This is a genomic window from Sphingobium cupriresistens, from assembly GCF_004152865.1.
Lineage (GTDB): Bacteria > Pseudomonadota > Alphaproteobacteria > Sphingomonadales > Sphingomonadaceae > Sphingobium > Sphingobium cupriresistens.
Genome location: NZ_SEOO01000032.1, coordinates 21,718 through 36,914 on the forward strand (window position 1 = coordinate 21,718; position 15,197 = coordinate 36,914).

A 15,197-nucleotide genomic window follows, 5' to 3' on the forward strand; every position below is an offset into this window, starting at 1 on the left:
TTTGGAGACCGATCATGATTTTCCGTCAATTGTTCGAGCCGGAGTCCTCGACCTACACCTATCTCCTTGGCTGTCCTGAGACGCGCAAGGCCGTCCTGATCGATCCCGTCCTCGAGTCGATCGAACGCGACCTTGCCGCGCTTCAGGAGCTCCACCTTGAACTGGCCTATACGCTAGAGACGCATGTCCATGCGGACCACGTCACATCGGCCTGCTATCTGCGAAGCCTGACCGGCTCCAAAATCGCTTATCCCGCGATGGACGGCCTTCCTTGTGCTGACGTAGGGGTCGCTGAGGACCAGCCCCTGACTGTCGGCGCGCTCACGCTTCAACCGCTGTTTACGCCGGGGCATACCGACGCCCATCATACTTACCTGGTTGATCAGCCCGGTGTCCTCCGCGCTTTTACCGGCGACGCATTGCTGATTGACGGCTGTGGCCGCACCGACTTCCAGAACGGCGACGCCGCCACGCTCTATCAATCGGTCACGCAAAAGATTTTCACCCTGCCGGGGGACGGACAGATCTTCCCCGCTCACGATTACAATCATCGTCGCATCACGACGGTGGCTCAGGAGCGCGAGCGGAACCCTCGCCTCGCGGGCAAGACCGTCCAGGAGTTTGTGGCGATCATGGACGCTCTCGATCTGCCTTACCCCAAGAAGATCGACATCGCCGTGCCCGCGAACAAGCTTTGCGGTGATTGCCCGACAGATCTGCCCGAGCGGCTACGCCAGATTGGCGGCAAGTCCGAACAGGGTTGAGAGCCCATGCACAGGAGAAGATTTATGCCGCGACGTACCTCGAAACAACTGGTTTCTGAAGCCAATGCCCTTGTCGAAAGTCTCCCGCCTGAAGAAGCAGCCCGGCTCGTCGGCAATTCCGATATTCAGTTTGTTGACATTCGCGAGCCAGCGGAAGTCGCGAAATCGGGTCTGGTCGCTGGCGCGGTGAACGTCCCGCGTGGCCTGCTCGAATTCCAGATCGATCCGGAAAGTCCTACTCACAATGCCAAGCTCGCGGCAGGATCGCGGCTGGTGCTCTATTGTGGGTCCGGCGCCCGCTCAGCCCTTGCCGCAAAATCGCTCAAGGAAATGGGCGTTGAGAACGTCGTCCACGTGCCAGGCGGGTTTTCGGCGCTCAAGGAGGCGGGCGCCTTGATCGCATCGGAATAAGTTCATGGTGCCGTTATTCCTAGCTGTCACGGTGCTGATGTGACCTAACCTAGCTTTTTTGAACCTGCAAAAGATTTGGCCTGCCGCTGGTTCTTTAATTGGTTTCGATCGAGAGAGGGGGTAGCGACCAGCCGCAACTCTGAACATCCCTGGAACACCGAAAGCTGGTCGCGATGCACCATATTCAGTTTGCCGGTCTGGGCCTCCACCCGGTCGCGCTTTCCCTAGGCCCGCTCGATCTGCGCTGGTATTCACTCGCCTACATCGCGGGCATCGTCGCGGGCTGGTGGTATCTGCTTCGGCTGCTGGCCCAACCCGCGGCTCCAATGATCAGCGCGCAAGCTGATGATCTCGTGTTCTACGCGACCCTGGGTGTCATCCTGGGGGGTCGGCTCGGTTATGTGATCTTTTATGGACCCGAAATGATCCTCCATCCCCTGCAGATTTTGAAGCTGTGGGATGGCGGCATGTCATTTCACGGGGGCGCTGCCGGTGTATCGCTCGCGCTGATCCTCTTCGCGCGTCGGCACGGCTTAGATTGGTTGCGTGTCCACGATTACGTCGCCTGCACGGTGCCGATCGGCCTGTTTTTCGGCCGCCTCGCCAACTTCGTGAACGGTGAGCTGTGGGGAAAGCCATCCGATCTGCCGTGGGCGATCGTGTTCCCGGGAAGCCATGACGGCCTCGCCCGGCATCCAAGCCAACTCTATGAGGCCGGACTTGAAGGGTTGGCACTGTTTGCCGTGCTCGCCTGCTTGTTCTGGTTCACCAATGCCCGCCGAAGGCCCGGTATGCTAGTCGGGGTGTTCCTCATCGGCTATGGCCTGGCCCGGTTCACGGTAGAGTTTTTCCGCGAGCCTGATGCCCAGCTCGTCGGTTTCGCGGCGCGAACCGGCCTCCACATGGGTCAGTGGCTCACCTTGCCGATGTTCGTCGGCGGATTTTACCTGATTGCCACGTCCGCGGGCCGCACGCGTCGCTTGGATACAGCGACCACCGTCTCGCAAATATGACCGGCCCTCGTCGCATCATCGTTCCGCAAATCATCACTCGCAGGCGCGCCCGCCTACTAGTGCGCGACTGTCGGGGGTGGCTGCGCGCCAGCGAAGCATCGTTCATCGTGCTGGCGATCGGCATTGGCGGGGCTTCAGGCCTGCTGAGCGTGGCGCTGGGCGCGCTCGCGCGCACTTTGCAGCACTTGTTATTCGCGCTACCCCCGAACATGCGATTAAGCGGCGTCGCGGCTCTCGGACTGCCGAGCCTAATCGTTCTGCCGCTAGGTGGTCTTGTCTTCACAGCGTTCGGATACGCGACCCGTGCCCGCAAGCGCCGCCTGGTGGACGCGGTCGAGGCTAATGCCCTGCACGGCGGGCGCATGTCGCTCCCGGATAGCCTTGTCATCTCAGGGCAAACGGTTCTCTCGAACGGCTTTGGAGCGTCGGTCGGCCTCGAAGCCGCCTATGCGCAAATGGGCGGGGCCGTAGCATCGGTGCTCGGCGGTTGGTTGAAGCTGCGTCGTGCCGATCAACGAACGCTGGTCGGGGCCGGGACGGGCGCGGCTATCGCCGCCGCGTTCGGCGCTCCTCTAGCCGGGGCGTTCTACGCATTCGAGATCGTTATCGGGGCTTACACGCCGTCGGCGATTGCACCCGTGGCCGCTGCAGCTCTGGCCGGTGCGCTAGTCGCGCAAACTTTCGGGCAGCAACCCTATCTGATCGACGCTGCCTCAAGCGTCTCAGTCGAGACGCACCATTACCTGATCTACGCAGGGCTGGGCGCTATCTGTGCGCTGCTTGGGATTTTACTGATGCGCGCCGTGGCGCTGGTCGAGCGTGGAACGCGACGAACGGGGATGCCGGAATGGGCGCGCCCCGCGCTAGGCGGCCTGTTGTTGATCCCGATCGCGATAGTGTCGCCACAGTCGCTCTCGGCCGGGCACGATGCGCTTCACGCTGATCTGGCGATCGGCGCCTCGCTTGGTTTCATCCTGATCGTGCTGTTCGCCAAGAGCGCCGCGTCGATCGTATCGCTCGGATTTGGATTTCGGGGCGGCCTGTTCTTTGCGTCGCTGTTCCTCGGAACGTTGATCGGTCACCTCTTCGCCGAAATTCTGACATTGATGGTCGGACATCCCGTGGTTGATCCGCGCAATGCCGCGCTAGTCGGGATGGCGGCGTTCGCCGTCGCGGTCGTGGGCGGGCCGATGACGATGGCAATGCTTGTCCTGCAAGCGACGCATGATTTTTCTCTGACGGGGGCCGTCATTGCTGCGTCATTGGTGTCCTCAACCATCGTGCGCGAGCTGTTCGGCTATTCGTTTTCGACGTGGCGACTTCATCTGCGCGGCGAAACTATCAAGAGCGCGCGCGACGTGGGATGGGTGAAGACCCTTACCGCGGGGCGGATGATGCGAAAGGAAACCAAGCCAACGCCCGCCTCCATGTCGATCGCGGAGTTTCGGCGTACCTTCCCGCTCGGATCGACCAGCAGGGTTGTCTTGGCCAACGCGCAAGATGTCTATGCCGGTATCGTAGTCGTACCGGCCGCCTATGCGGAAGGGCTCGATCCGAACGCCAGCGTCGCCACACTCGCCTCAGGGCACGACGTGGCGCTGACGCCGGATATGGACATAGCCGCAGTGATGACGAATTTCGATGAAGCACGCACCGATGAACTTGCCGTGTTGTCGGCCGATCGTCATGTGCTCGGCCTCGTCTCGGAAACCTATGTCCGGCGGCGCTATACTGAAGAGTTGGAAAAGGCACAGCGCGAGCTTTTCGGCGAGCGCTGAACTCCACGAGCGCCGCCCGAGCCCGTTACCAAAGGTTGTCATGCAGGCATATATAGGGTAGGGGGGTATGATATGGCTCACTTGTCCGAAACGAATGCTGATCTGGTGGCGCGCGTGCGCCGAATTGCGGGACAGGTCGGGGCGGTCGAGCGCGCACTACAATCGGATTCCTCCTGTTCCGACGTGCTGCACCTGGTCGCGGCGGTGCGTGGTGCGGTGAATGGCCTCATGTACGAAATCATTGCCGAGCATCTGGAAGCGCATGTGTCCCGCGCAGGGCTCGATGACGCCGAGCGGGCGGCCGGCGCCAAAGAATTGCTGGCGGTGATCCGCCGCTACTCCAAATAGGACTTCCTCATGGCGACATTGCCCGAAATCGAAGCCGTTGCGCACGATCATGTATTCCTGGGTGCGGCGCACGACGACAACGCGCGCCGAACCTTGTGGGTCGTGGCGCTCACCGCCGGGATGATGGTGGTCGAGATTGTCGCCGGATACCTGACCGGCTCGATGGCGCTGCTCGCCGATGGCTTTCACATGGCGACGCACGCGGGCGCGCTCGGGGTTGCCGCGGCTGCCTATGCCTATGCCAAGCGCCATGCCTCCAACCGGGCCTACAGCTTCGGCACGGGCAAGGTCGGCGATCTGGCCGGGTTCGCGTCGGCGATGGTGCTGGGGCTGATAGCGCTCGGGATCGGCGTCGAGTCCATCCTTCGTCTGTTTCAGCCGATCACGGTAGCGTTCGGGGAGGCGACGATCATCGCGGTGGTCGGCTTGGGCGTGAACATCGCCAGCGCCTTCCTGCTTTCGGGCGGGCACCATCACGGGCACGATCATCATGGACACGAACACGGCCATGCTCACGGCGCGCATGGCGGCGACAACAACATGCGCTCAGCCTACATCCACGTCCTCGCCGACGCGCTCACCTCCGTCCTTGCCATCGCGGCGTTATTGGCCGGACGCTATCTCGGCTGGGTATGGATGGACCCGGTGATGGGGATCGTCGGCGCGGTCGTGATCGCGCGCTGGTCATGGTCCCTGATGCGGGACACGGCATCGGTGCTGCTCGATGCGACCGATCATCATGTCGAGGATGAAGTGCGCGAGCTGGTCGAGACGCCGGGGGACGCGCGCATAACCGACCTTCATGTCTGGCGCGTTGGCCCGGAAGCGCACGCTGCGATCGTCAGCGTCGTGAGCGGGCAGGGCGTCACCGGCGACGAGATTCGCGCCCGGCTCGCGCCGGTCCATGAACTCGCGCACCTCACGGTCGAGTGTCGTTAGAACCGCGCGGAAGCCGACGAAAGGAAGACGCCGTGGTGGAACCGACGAAGCGGGAACTGGCGAGCAAGGTGCCCGCGGTCACGCTGGGCTTCTGGCTCATCAAGATCCTCGCGACCACGCTCGGCGAAACGGGCGGCGATACCGTCTCGATGACGATGAATCTCGGCTATCTGGTCGGCACCGCGATCTTCCTGACGGTGCTGGTCGCCTTGGTGTGGTGGCAGGTTGCGGCGACGCGCTTTCACCCGTTCCTCTATTGGGCGACGATCATCGCCTCGACGACGGCGGGAACGACGATGGCGGATTTCGCCACCCGCTCGCTCGGCATCGGATATACCGGAGGATCGGCGCTGCTGCTCGGCTGCGTGCTAGCCTCGCTGATCGTCTGGCATCGAACGCTCGGATCGATCTCGGTCGACACCGTGCACGAGCCGAAAGCCGAGCTGTTCTACTGGATCACGATCACCTTCTCGCAAACGCTCGGCACGGCGCTCGGCGACTGGACGGCCGATACTGGCAACCTCGGCTATATCGGCGCCGCGATCATATTCGCGGGGCTGCTCGCCGTACTGGGGCTGCTATTTTACACGACAAACGCTAGTCGGGTGCTGCTGTTCTGGGCGGCGTTCATTATGACGCGCCCCCTCGGGGCTGCAGTCGGCGATTTCCTTGACAAACCGCTGGATCACGGCGGGTTGTCATTTAGCCGGCCGTTGGCGTCCGCCGTTCTGACCGCTGCCATCCTGCTTCTTATCATTGTTCTGCCGCAACGCGCCGGGCAGCATCCCAAGCACGTGGTCCTCGACTGAGCGCGCATCGGTCTGGATCGAACGCTGTCGAGACTGGGGCAGTCTTCTTGCGATGCCTTGCTGTATGCCGACATAGCGTGGCTAACGAATCTTGGTACTGCAGCGTGCAACTCTCATCGAGTTCACGGTCACCAAGGGCTGAACTTGCGTTTCTCGGCCGTTAGCAGACCTGTAGGATCGGCTCAGGAGGCCAGACGCGCGAGTATCGGACATTCGGGCCGCTCATTGCCGTGGCAGCCTTTTGCCAAGTCGAGCAACGCTTCCCGCATGGCGTTGAGCGCATCCGCCTTCCGCCCGAGGTCGGCGGCGCGCGATTCCGCCAACATCTTGACCTCCGAACTGGCGCGATCGCGATCGGACCACAGACAAAGCAGCTGTCGGATTTCTTCGATCGGAAAGCCGAGATTGCGGGCATTTGCAATAAAACGAAGCCGATGGACGTCGGCTTCGCTGTAGTCGCGATAGCCACTATCCCGCCGCGCCGCCGACGGGATAAGGCCGATCTTCTCATAGTGGCGGATCATCCGCTGCGAGACCCCGCTCGCGCCCGACGCGCCACCTATGTTCACAACGTCACCCGATTAAGGCGGAGCGCGTTGGTGACCACGCTGGCCGAGGACAATGCCATCGCCGCTGCCGCGATGATCGGGGAGAGGAGGATGCCGAAGATCGGATAGAGCAGCCCCGCTGCGATCGGGATACCTGCGGCGTTGTAGATGAAAGCGAAGAACAGGTTCTGACGGATATTGGACATCGTCGCCTCGCTCAACCGGCGCGCACGGACAATGCCGTTCAGGTCACCCTTCAGCAGCGTCACGCCCGCGCTTTCAATCGCGACATCGGTGCCGGAGCCCATCGCGATGCCGACATCAGCCGCCGCGAGCGCAGGCGCGTCATTGACCCCGTCTCCTGCCATGGCGACGATACGCCCCTCAGCCTTCAGGCGCGCGACCACTGCGCTCTTTTGATCCGGTAGCACTTCGGCTTCGACATCGTCGATCCCGAGCTTCCGCCCAACCGCTTGCGCCGTAGTGCGATTGTCGCCCGTCAGCATCACAACCCTTATGCCCTCCTTGCGAAGCGCCGCGATGGCCTCGGCTGTCGTCGCCTTGATCGCATCGGCAATGGCAAGAATTCCGGCCGCCTGCCCGTCGATGCCGAGGAAGATGGCGGTCGCACCATCCTGGCGCAGTTCGTCCGCTTGCCGCTCAAGGGCGCTGACGTCGATCCCGCTTTCTGACAGGAAACGGGCGTTACCGAGCGTGATGCGCTTGCCATCCACCGTGCCGATCGCGCCCTTGCCGGTCGGTGAATCAAAGTCCGTGACTTCGGGAAGCACAATGCCCCTGTCCTTGGCGGCGGCGATCACGGCCAGCGCCAGCGGATGTTCTGATGCCCGCTCCACACCGGCGGCAAGCCTCAGCAGCTCGGTCTCCTCATAGCCTGTCGTGGGAATGATGCGGGTGACCGATGGCCGGCCTTCGGTCAGCGTGCCTGTCTTGTCGACGACGAGCGTGTCGACCTTCTCCATCCGCTCCAGGGCTTCTGCATTCTTGATGAGCACGCCGAGCCCAGCGCCCCGGCCGATGCCGACCATGATCGACATCGGCGTCGCCAGCCCCAAGGCGCAGGGGCAGGCGATGATGAGGACGGCGACGGCGGCGATCAGGCCATGGGCGAGGCGCGGCTCCGGCCCCCAGATACCCCATACTCCAAAGGCAATGAGCGCGATCAGCAGAACGGCGGGCACAAACAATCCCGCGACCTGGTCGGCCAGTCGCTGGATCGGTGCCCGCGAACGCTGCGCGTCCGCGACCATCTGGACAATGCGCGCGAGCATCGTGTCGCGGCCGACCTTCTCGGCGCGCATGACGAGCGCGCCGCTCTGATTGATCGTTCCGCCGATGACAACGTCGCCCAGCGCCTTCGTGACCGGCATCGACTCGCCCGTCACCATCGACTCATCGAGCGAGGATCGGCCCTCCTCGACCTTCCCATCGACCGGCACCTTTTCGCCCGGTCGAACACGGAGACGATCGCCAACGGCCACCTGGTCAAGCGACACCTCCTCGTCATTCCCGTCGGCGCCAATGCGGCGCGCGGTCTTGGGCGCGAGGTTGAGCAGCGCCTTGATGGCGCCCGAGGTCCGCTCACGGGCGCGCAGCTCGAGCACCTGTCCCAGCAGCACGAGAACGGTGATGACGGCGGCGGCCTCGAAATAGACCGCGACCGTGCCGTCCATCATCCGAAACGCTGCGGGGAAGATCCTCGGAGCGAAGGTTGCGACCACGCTATAGGCCCAGGCCACGCCCGTCCCCATTGCGATGAGCGTGAACATGTTGAGGTTGCGCGTCCGGATGGACACCCAACCGCGTTCAAGGAATGGCCAGCCTGCCCAGAGTACGACCGGGGTTGCCAGCGCGAATTGCAACCATCCCGATAGACGGGCCGGCACAAGATTGTGCAGCGCCGGGAACAGGTGGCTGCCCATCTCCAGCACAAAGACCGGGATGGTGAGCAACAGCGCGATCCAGAAACGCCGGGACATATCCAGCAGTTCGCCGCTTGGCCCGGTGTCTGCCGTCACGAGGTCCGGCTCGAGTGCCATGCCGCAGATCGGGCATGGCCCGGGATGGTCTTGGCGGATTTCCGGGTGCATCGGGCAGGTCCAGATCGCGCCTGGTTGGGCGACCGCCGCCTCTGTGTCACCCGCGGACAAGTAGCGCACCGGGTCGTCGGCAAACTTCGTGCGGCAGCCGGCGCTGCAGAAATGATAGTCCTCGCCGTCATGCGAGGCATGATGTGGCGTTGCCGTGGGATCGACCATCATGCCGCAAACCGGATCCTTGGCCGTCTTCGCGTCGGCGTCGCCGCCGTGTTTGCCCGCGCAGCAGCCGTGCGCACCAGAATTGCTCGCTGGAAGAGGATCAGTCACAGGCTCGTCTCCTTATCGACGAAGGTCAATCTGGGGTCTGACATCGTGTCAGGGTCAAGCCCGGCCCACATTTATTTTTGCGCGCGTACCTTGGTGCGTTCCCACGTCAGCCGGACAATAGATTGTGGATGGCCGTCGCGGCCTTGGCCGCCTGACCTGCCGCAACCGCAATTTGATCCAGCCCTTCAACCATGTCGCCGGCAGCAAATAGGCCGCCGACCGTCGTTTGCTGATGCTCGTCAACGACGATGCAACCTGCCGGACTCAGTTCAGCGCCAGCCATTCGCGCCAGTTCCGAGCGAGGAGAGGTTCCAAGGGCAACATATAGGGTGTCGAACGGGAGCAATTGGCCATCAGTCAAATGGGCGAGCAAATTCTCACCATGGATCGACAAGTCCCGGATAGGTGCGCGTTCGACCGCAAGACCGCCTCGAGCCAGATCTGCCTCTTCAGCGTCCGACAGTTGCGAGCCGTCTTGGGCCAGTAAGGTCACGGTGTCGCTATAGTGGCGAACGAACAGAGCCTCGGCCGCACCATGGTCGGAGCAGCCCAGCACGGCCACTCTCTTGCCGCGGACCTCATAGCCGTCGCAGATCGGGCAATAGCGTATCAGCCCTTGGGCGACAGCTCGATCATGCGTTTCCTGCGCCATTCGCGGTCGATGATTTGTCACGCCTTGGGCAAGTAATATTGTCCGCGCACCGAAGATTTCCGCTTTCGTTTCGACGACGAAACCCTTCTCGACCCGGTCGATGCGCTCGACCTCTCCGGTGACCAATTCGGCACCGTAGCGGGCTGCATGTTGATGCATGCGAACAAGCAGATTCCCGCCCGAGATACCGTCTGGAAAACCGAGGAGGTTATGTGTCGTCGGGATGGAGGACGCCCGGCCATCGCCAGCATCGATGACCAGCGTAGAACGCAGAAACCGGCCTAGATAGGTTGCGGCTGTCAGCCCTGCGGGACCGCCGCCTATGATTACGCAGTCGTACATGCCTGTCTTTCGCTTACCTCGGTCGTCACTTGTATTACGCGGTACGCCGCTCCTTCCCTCGAATGCGTGCGCGTTCCTCGAAAAAAAAGCAGTAGCTCGTGAGGGGTAAGCCCCGTCGCTGCGTAAATTCAGATGAAGCCCATCGCCAGCAGGATGGACAGTTCAGGTGCCCACGGGTCGCAGCGTGGCGCGGGGGCGAGCGGACGTGGGGAAGACGGATTGGAATTACCGATCGCGCTCCATGTCGCTCGCCCCGCAACAACCACAGGTCGCAACGTCAGGGGGCGACGACACCATCATCGACGGGGGAGAGATGGAGACCTACAGCCCTTTTTCGGTTTCGATGGGCCAGGCGCTTTGGGTGATCATGCTTGTCGCTGGACCCCCGCTGATAATCATGCTCGTGGTCGGGCTTATAATCTCGATGATCCAGGCTGCGACGTCGATCAATGAACAGACCGTGAGCTTCGTCCCCAAGCTCCTGGCGTTCATCTTGTTCCTCGCGCTGTACGGGGTAACCGTTGGCGATCTCCTGATCGACTACACCCGTGACCTGCTGGTGCATATTCCAGACGATATCCGATGACGACTGCCGGTTTTCGTCCGGTACGGCTGCGCAAAAACTGGTCGTATACGGGCAGAGTGCTAGCCTCGGAGAGGATCGAAGCGAAGGGGGGACGGGGTTTGGCGGAGTTTGAATTGCTGGCGCGGGAACTGATCCAACGATGGAAGGAAGACCCGAACGCGACCTATCAAAGCTGGTTTCTATGGGACGAGCGGATCAAGAATTTTCGCTCGATCAGGCGTGGTTTGGCTCAGGTGGTGGCCGAGATCGAAGCCGGTCGGTTTGGCGTGGCCTATCGCGGTTCTTCGCTGGAAACAGTCGTTCATTCGGTCGCCGAGCAAAGACAGATTTTCAAAGGCGCGGATCATGCGTTTCTCTGGAAGCCCAAATTGCGCATCCCCGACATCTATGAAAACCCGGCGAACCAACGCGCGTTCGGCCGATTGCTCGATCATTGCGCTTGCTGCGACACTGCGGAAGAAATCATTGCAGGCATTCACACGATCGATCGGCTGAACATCAAGGGGCTTGGGCCAGCGGTCGCCAATCTCCTCTATTTCCTGCATCCAACGCTCGTTCCGCCGTTCAACACGGCGATCGTCAACGGCTATAACAAGCTGACCGGCGGCAAGGTGAAGCTCGGAAGCTGGCACCATTTTCTTGCGATGCGCTCGGGCTTGCTCGACCTGAACGAGCGGTTTCGCGACCTGCTATCGAACGATCTCGGCGCCATTGGCGGCCTCCTGTTCGATATCGGCTCAGGCCGCTACCCGGCGCCGCCGCGCGACGAGGAAGACCAGACAGTGGGATCGTGGACCGCGCGGCTTGAGCAAGCCCGTGCGGAAGCACAGACGCTCAACAAAGCGATGCAGAAACAGGGGGAGAGTGATCGAACCCATTCGGAAATTCAGGCGTGGCTCCGCGATATCGGTCTGGCGCTGGGGTATGACATCTGGATCGCATCCAACGATCGGGGCCGACTGCATGACGGTGTGCGCCTGGGAGAGGGTTGCCTAGAGAGCTTGCCGGCTTCGATTTCGACATCGACCGGCGCGGACGCCATCCGCCTCATCGATGTTTTGTGGCTGGAGCAGGGCGGCGACCGTGTCGCGGCAGCCTTCGAAGTCGAACATTCGACCTCCATCTATTCGGGCATCGTCCGGATGCTCGATCTTGCCCTCAGCGGCAGCGATCTGCATGCCACCGCAGGATTGTTCCTTGTCGCTCCGGATGCTCGCGAAAGCGAAGTGCGAGCGCAAATCGCAAGGCCAGCATTCAGCCGGATCGCGGACCTGGAAATCGCCTATCTTCCTTATGACGAGCTCGAACGGCACAAGGAGTCGATTTCCCGCTTTGGCTCGGGCTTGAAAGCGATCAAGGCGATTTCGCGCGTTCTGCCGTAATGACCTACATCCCGGATGCAGGCGGGGCCAACAGGCCCAACCAGGCAACGAGGGCAAGAATAGCGATGGCGCATCCGGTCTCGATGGCGAGGCTGCGGCGGAGTGACCCTATCGCCGAGGATGTGTTGCCGGTTTCAATGGCCGCAGCAAGGGAGGGCGTCAGGAAGAAGCGATTGGTGGCGGCCAGCATCAGCATGACGCCGAACAGGATCAGCTTTCCTGCCAGCAGTAGACCGTAGAGACTGGTTAAAAGTGATCCGAGCCTGGACGGTCCGATCAGAATCCAACTGTTGACGAAGCCCGACAGGATAAGCAGCGCCACGACAGCCGAGCCGACCTTTGCAAAGCCATCCAGCGCGCGGTGGGAGAGGTGGATATGATCTATCGCCATGCGGGCGGCAGGGCGGAAAATGAGAAGGCACAAGGCGAATAGTGCTCCTACCCATATGCCTGCGGACCATAGATGGGTGATGTCGGCGCCAAGATGAATCCATCCCCGCAAGCCTTCATCGGCCGCGCCGTGACCGGTCCAGGCCAAGGTTGCGAGAGCGACTGCGGCGGTGGCGGACAGCGACCACAGCGCGAAAGCGGGGCGACGCCATCCGACGATGGAAAAATACAGCACGAGCAGGAGGGCCGCGACCCGCACTTGCCAGACTGTGCCGATCGCCGTGCCCGATATCAAAAGATTGACCGTGGCGCGGTCCACCTGATCGAGCGGAACGCCTGCCATTGAGGACGCGAGCACCATCATGCCCAGGATCGATAGTCCGATGCCGGCCAGTGCTATTGTCGCCAAGACTGAGCGGAAGCGCAGGACCGAGCCGGATGCCCGCTCGGTCCCGCGCAACGTATAGAGGCCGAACATCGGCAACCCGAAGAGGAGCATGAGATCGAGGTAAAGCCCTAGCCTGACCGCGATCGCTATGATGTCCGGCACGTTCTTACTGGACCTTGAAGGTATAGCTGCCCTGAATGCGATGTGTGTCGGTAGAAACGACGTGATAGTCGACCTTGTAGGTTCCAACTGCCAACGGCTTGGCCAGCGTAGCGACAAGCGTCTTGCCGTCTGCACCCACGGTCGCCTTGACGCCGTTGATCTTCATTGGCCCCATCTTCATGCCGGGCATTTCGGTCATCGTCAGGTCGATCCCGGAAAATTGCGCGACCAATGCTTCAGAAAAGACGAGCTGGATCCTGGTCGGAGCGGCGACCACGGCATTTGCAGCAGGGGTTGCGCTATTGAGCTTGGGGTGGGCCTGGGCAGCAGTAGCGGTGAGGACAGACGCCGCCATGGCGACGGCAAAAACTGTTTTACGAAACATCGATTTCTCCATGGGCGGCGATACTGCCGACAAAGCGATTTACGCACCGCGTGGCGCGACCCCTCATTTAGCTTCCAAGATTTCTTCAATGTCGGGAGGCCTACGGGTTCGCACCAGAGATCTGCGCGGCCGATGAGGGATGAACGCGCGCCGTGCGTATGCTCAATTGGATGGGTGCGAGATCACCGAGGATCCAGGGACGCATTCTGCTCGGGAGGACGCGATGGAAAATTCGAGGACAGCATGGCTGCGGAGGCATTTTCCAAGCGTAGGCTTTATTGCCGCGACCGGCTTAGTTGGCGGAGCGCTTGCTGGGATCGTCGTGTATGTCGGTGCCTATGACATAGGGGCTGATGCGCCGCACACGAAGCCGGTTTATTGGCTCATAGAGCAGCTCCGTGATCGTTCGATCGCCGTCCGGTCACGCAACGTGAGCGTCCCAGCCAACCTAGCGGACGTGAAACGGCTGCAGAGCGGCGCAGGACTTTACACCGAGATGTGCAGCGGCTGCCATCTCGGGCCGGGTTTGGAAAAGTCGGAGATCAGCCAAGGTCTCTATCCCAGGGCTCCGGAGCTTTTCCGGGAACAGCAGCGATCGGTAAAGGCGCAATTCTGGATCATCAAGCATGGGGTCAAGCTGACCGCGATGCCGGCCTGGGGTAAAACGCATAGCGATGAACTGATTTGGGATATGGTCGCTTTTGTGCGGAAGCTACCGCAGATGACCCCGGCCCAATATCAAGCCGCAATTGCCAGCGCGCCCGAAGACCATGACGCGATGATGAAGGATATGCCCGGCATGAAGAAGACGATGCCATAACGATGTGGTGCTTACCCGGCAGGCGCTGGCAGTCGGGCTCCGCTCAGGACAGCGGTGCTTTGACGGACAGACCGATAGAGGGAACAATGGGCAAGGTGGGTCCGGCGCCAGCGCGCCCTACCAAATAAGAGATCGGATTTTGCGATGAATATGGATTTAGATGGGCTTTTGGCCCGCTTGCGAAACGAACCGGGACATCCGGCCCTTATCGGTCTGGAAGAGGCCGTGTTCAGGCGCATTGCCGCCCTGCCGCAGGTTTCGGCCGCTTCTCAACTCAGGCTCGGCGCGGTGGCCGCCTTTGGCGCGGTGTTGCTCGGTATCGCGAGCAACGGATTCACGCCACCTGCCGAGGCATCGGTAACACTCTCGCCTTTCGGGCCATCCAATCCGCTTGCTCCCTCAACCTTGCTGGCGGGCCCTCGATGAAGCCGAAGCTGCTCGTTCTGATCGCAATCGTCGCCTTCGTTGCGGCCGTTGCGGGGGTGTTCCTGGGTCGCTACTTCTTCCCGCAGCCCAAGGCAGCCGGGGTCGAACTCCACGACGTATTGCACAGCAAGCTGGATCTGGACGACCGTCAGAAGGCTCAAATCGAGCTTCTTGAGCAGCGCTTCGCCGTGCGCCGACGCGCACTGGAGCTCGAAATGAGAGCGGACAATGCGCGTCTCGCAGCCGCGATCGAAACCGAACATGGTAACGGACCGCGGGTCGCGGCGGCCGTCGATCAGTCACATCAGGCCATGGGTGCGCTGCAAAAGGAAACACTTGGTCATATCTTCGCCATGCGCCAGATCTTGCGCCCTGATCAGGCCAAGACCTTCGACCAGGCGGTGGTACATGCGCTCACCGACGATGTACGGTGAGTCTGGATCTTCAGGCGTGCTCCGACGGTGAACTTGCGGCGTTGACGCTCGCGGGTCGGCAGCCAGCCTTCGCGGAGATCATGCACCGACACCAGGCTGCGATATTTTGTAGATATCAGCGCTGATTGGCACCGTTCTGTCAGCGCTAAGTGACACCGATCACGAGGGTGCTGCGTGCAGCTTCCACCACGTCGTCAGTGATCGCGTTCAGGCCGTTGATCCTCAGGATGCGC

The 15,197-nt window shown here is 61.7% G+C and carries 17 protein-coding genes; 12 read left to right on the top strand and 5 right to left on the bottom strand.

Going from position 1 to position 15,197, the window contains the following annotated elements:
* Nucleotides 1-14: 14 nt before the first annotated feature.
* The 7 genes from EWH12_RS16680 (at nucleotide 15) to EWH12_RS16710 (ending at nucleotide 6,062) form a co-directional block, all read left to right on the top strand.
* Complete coding sequence (locus EWH12_RS16680) at nucleotides 15-764, top strand: MBL fold metallo-hydrolase (RefSeq protein WP_088182543.1); 750 nt, start codon at nucleotides 15-17, stop codon at nucleotides 762-764.
* Nucleotides 765-788: 24 nt separating this feature from the next.
* Complete coding sequence (locus tag EWH12_RS16685) at nucleotides 789-1,175, top strand: rhodanese-like domain-containing protein (RefSeq protein WP_088182542.1); 387 nt, start codon at nucleotides 789-791, stop codon at nucleotides 1,173-1,175.
* A gap of 173 nt (nucleotides 1,176-1,348) precedes the next feature.
* A complete protein-coding gene (gene lgt / locus EWH12_RS16690) occupies nucleotides 1,349-2,188 on the top strand; it encodes a prolipoprotein diacylglyceryl transferase (RefSeq protein ID WP_088182541.1) in 840 nt (279 codons plus the stop codon).
* Nucleotides 2,185-3,966 (top strand): chloride channel protein, encoded by a 1,782-nt coding sequence (locus tag EWH12_RS16695; RefSeq protein WP_088182540.1) that lies wholly within the window; start codon nucleotides 2,185-2,187, stop codon nucleotides 3,964-3,966. Before lgt ends, EWH12_RS16695 begins: the two co-directional genes overlap by 4 nt.
* 72 nt (nucleotides 3,967-4,038) lie before the next feature.
* On the top strand, nucleotides 4,039-4,314 hold the full coding sequence (locus tag EWH12_RS16700) for a metal/formaldehyde-sensitive transcriptional repressor (protein ID WP_068075194.1): 276 nt from the start codon (nucleotides 4,039-4,041) through the stop codon (nucleotides 4,312-4,314).
* Between the two features lie 9 nt (nucleotides 4,315-4,323).
* Nucleotides 4,324-5,253 carry a CDF family Co(II)/Ni(II) efflux transporter DmeF gene (dmeF, locus tag EWH12_RS16705; protein WP_129927279.1) on the top strand — a complete coding sequence of 310 codons (930 nt, stop codon included), beginning with the start codon at nucleotides 4,324-4,326 and terminating at the stop codon, nucleotides 5,251-5,253.
* A gap of 35 nt (nucleotides 5,254-5,288) precedes the next feature.
* The gene (locus tag EWH12_RS16710) at nucleotides 5,289-6,062 is read left to right on the top strand and encodes a COG4705 family protein (protein ID WP_129927284.1); all 774 of its coding nucleotides are present in this window, start codon (nucleotides 5,289-5,291) and stop codon (nucleotides 6,060-6,062) included.
* Nucleotides 6,063-6,244: 182 nt separating this feature from the next.
* On the opposite strand, the gene EWH12_RS16715 is transcribed toward EWH12_RS16710, so the two are convergent.
* From EWH12_RS16715 to EWH12_RS16725, 3 genes are all read right to left on the bottom strand, one after another.
* Nucleotides 6,245-6,631 (bottom strand): Cu(I)-responsive transcriptional regulator, encoded by a 387-nt coding sequence (locus EWH12_RS16715; protein ID WP_129927280.1) that lies wholly within the window; start codon nucleotides 6,629-6,631, stop codon nucleotides 6,245-6,247.
* Nucleotides 6,628-8,892, bottom strand: a complete 2,265-nt coding sequence (locus tag EWH12_RS16720) for a heavy metal translocating P-type ATPase (RefSeq protein WP_242496100.1) — start codon at nucleotides 8,890-8,892, stop codon at nucleotides 6,628-6,630. Before EWH12_RS16720 ends, EWH12_RS16715 begins: the two co-directional genes overlap by 4 nt.
* Before the next feature lie 211 nt (nucleotides 8,893-9,103).
* On the bottom strand, nucleotides 9,104-9,991 hold the full coding sequence (locus tag EWH12_RS16725; protein WP_129927282.1) for an NAD(P)/FAD-dependent oxidoreductase: 888 nt from the start codon (nucleotides 9,989-9,991) through the stop codon (nucleotides 9,104-9,106).
* Between the two features lie 241 nt (nucleotides 9,992-10,232).
* Here EWH12_RS16725 and EWH12_RS16730 point away from each other — a divergent pair, with 241 nt between their 5' ends.
* The gene (locus tag EWH12_RS16730) at nucleotides 10,233-10,577 is read left to right on the top strand and encodes a flagellar biosynthetic protein FliQ (RefSeq protein ID WP_242496101.1); all 345 of its coding nucleotides are present in this window, start codon (nucleotides 10,233-10,235) and stop codon (nucleotides 10,575-10,577) included.
* A gap of 98 nt (nucleotides 10,578-10,675) precedes the next feature.
* Nucleotides 10,676-11,959 (top strand): type II restriction endonuclease, encoded by a 1,284-nt coding sequence (locus EWH12_RS16735; RefSeq protein WP_129927285.1) that lies wholly within the window; start codon nucleotides 10,676-10,678, stop codon nucleotides 11,957-11,959.
* Between the two features lie 4 nt (nucleotides 11,960-11,963).
* Here EWH12_RS16735 and copD read toward each other — a convergent pair whose 3' ends face one another.
* Together copD and copC are read right to left on the bottom strand one after the other, a co-directional pair.
* Complete coding sequence (gene copD, locus EWH12_RS16740) at nucleotides 11,964-12,899, bottom strand: copper homeostasis membrane protein CopD (RefSeq protein ID WP_129927283.1); 936 nt, start codon at nucleotides 12,897-12,899, stop codon at nucleotides 11,964-11,966.
* A 4-nt stretch (nucleotides 12,900-12,903) separates the two neighbouring features.
* Nucleotides 12,904-13,284: a copper homeostasis periplasmic binding protein CopC gene (copC, locus tag EWH12_RS16745; RefSeq protein ID WP_129927286.1), complete on the bottom strand. Its 381-nt coding sequence runs from the start codon at nucleotides 13,282-13,284 to the stop codon at nucleotides 12,904-12,906.
* Nucleotides 13,285-13,507: 223 nt separating this feature from the next.
* Here copC and EWH12_RS16750 point away from each other — a divergent pair, with 223 nt between their 5' ends.
* From EWH12_RS16750 to EWH12_RS16760, 3 genes are all read left to right on the top strand, one after another.
* On the top strand, nucleotides 13,508-14,104 hold the full coding sequence (locus EWH12_RS16750; RefSeq protein ID WP_088182534.1) for a c-type cytochrome: 597 nt from the start codon (nucleotides 13,508-13,510) through the stop codon (nucleotides 14,102-14,104).
* 144 nt (nucleotides 14,105-14,248) lie between these two features.
* Nucleotides 14,249-14,530: a hypothetical protein gene (locus EWH12_RS16755; RefSeq protein WP_088182533.1), complete on the top strand. Its 282-nt coding sequence runs from the start codon at nucleotides 14,249-14,251 to the stop codon at nucleotides 14,528-14,530.
* Entirely contained in the window at nucleotides 14,527-14,964 is a 438-nt protein-coding gene (locus EWH12_RS16760) for a periplasmic heavy metal sensor (RefSeq protein ID WP_088182532.1), read from the top strand. The genes EWH12_RS16755 and EWH12_RS16760 overlap by 4 nt, the downstream gene beginning before the upstream one ends.
* The last annotated feature ends 233 nt before the right edge of the window (nucleotides 14,965-15,197 follow it).

Coding starts and splice junctions, on each gene's coding strand:
- copC (WP_129927286.1), bottom strand. CDS start 13,284: ATGTTTCGTAAAACAGTTTTTGCCGTCGCCATGGCGGCGTCTGTCCTC.
- EWH12_RS16730 (WP_242496101.1), top strand. CDS start 10,233: ATGTCGCTCGCCCCGCAACAACCACAGGTCGCAACGTCAGGGGGCGAC.
- dmeF (WP_129927279.1), top strand. CDS start 4,324: ATGGCGACATTGCCCGAAATCGAAGCCGTTGCGCACGATCATGTATTC.
- EWH12_RS16750 (WP_088182534.1), top strand. CDS start 13,508: ATGGAAAATTCGAGGACAGCATGGCTGCGGAGGCATTTTCCAAGCGTA.
- EWH12_RS16695 (WP_088182540.1), top strand. CDS start 2,185: ATGACCGGCCCTCGTCGCATCATCGTTCCGCAAATCATCACTCGCAGG.
- lgt (WP_088182541.1), top strand. CDS start 1,349: ATGCACCATATTCAGTTTGCCGGTCTGGGCCTCCACCCGGTCGCGCTT.
- EWH12_RS16725 (WP_129927282.1), bottom strand. CDS start 9,991: ATGTACGACTGCGTAATCATAGGCGGCGGTCCCGCAGGGCTGACAGCC.
- EWH12_RS16755 (WP_088182533.1), top strand. CDS start 14,249: ATGAATATGGATTTAGATGGGCTTTTGGCCCGCTTGCGAAACGAACCG.
- EWH12_RS16700 (WP_068075194.1), top strand. CDS start 4,039: ATGGCTCACTTGTCCGAAACGAATGCTGATCTGGTGGCGCGCGTGCGC.
- EWH12_RS16760 (WP_088182532.1), top strand. CDS start 14,527: ATGAAGCCGAAGCTGCTCGTTCTGATCGCAATCGTCGCCTTCGTTGCG.
- EWH12_RS16720 (WP_242496100.1), bottom strand. CDS start 8,892: ATGATGGTCGATCCCACGGCAACGCCACATCATGCCTCGCATGACGGC.
- EWH12_RS16680 (WP_088182543.1), top strand. CDS start 15: ATGATTTTCCGTCAATTGTTCGAGCCGGAGTCCTCGACCTACACCTAT.
- EWH12_RS16685 (WP_088182542.1), top strand. CDS start 789: ATGCCGCGACGTACCTCGAAACAACTGGTTTCTGAAGCCAATGCCCTT.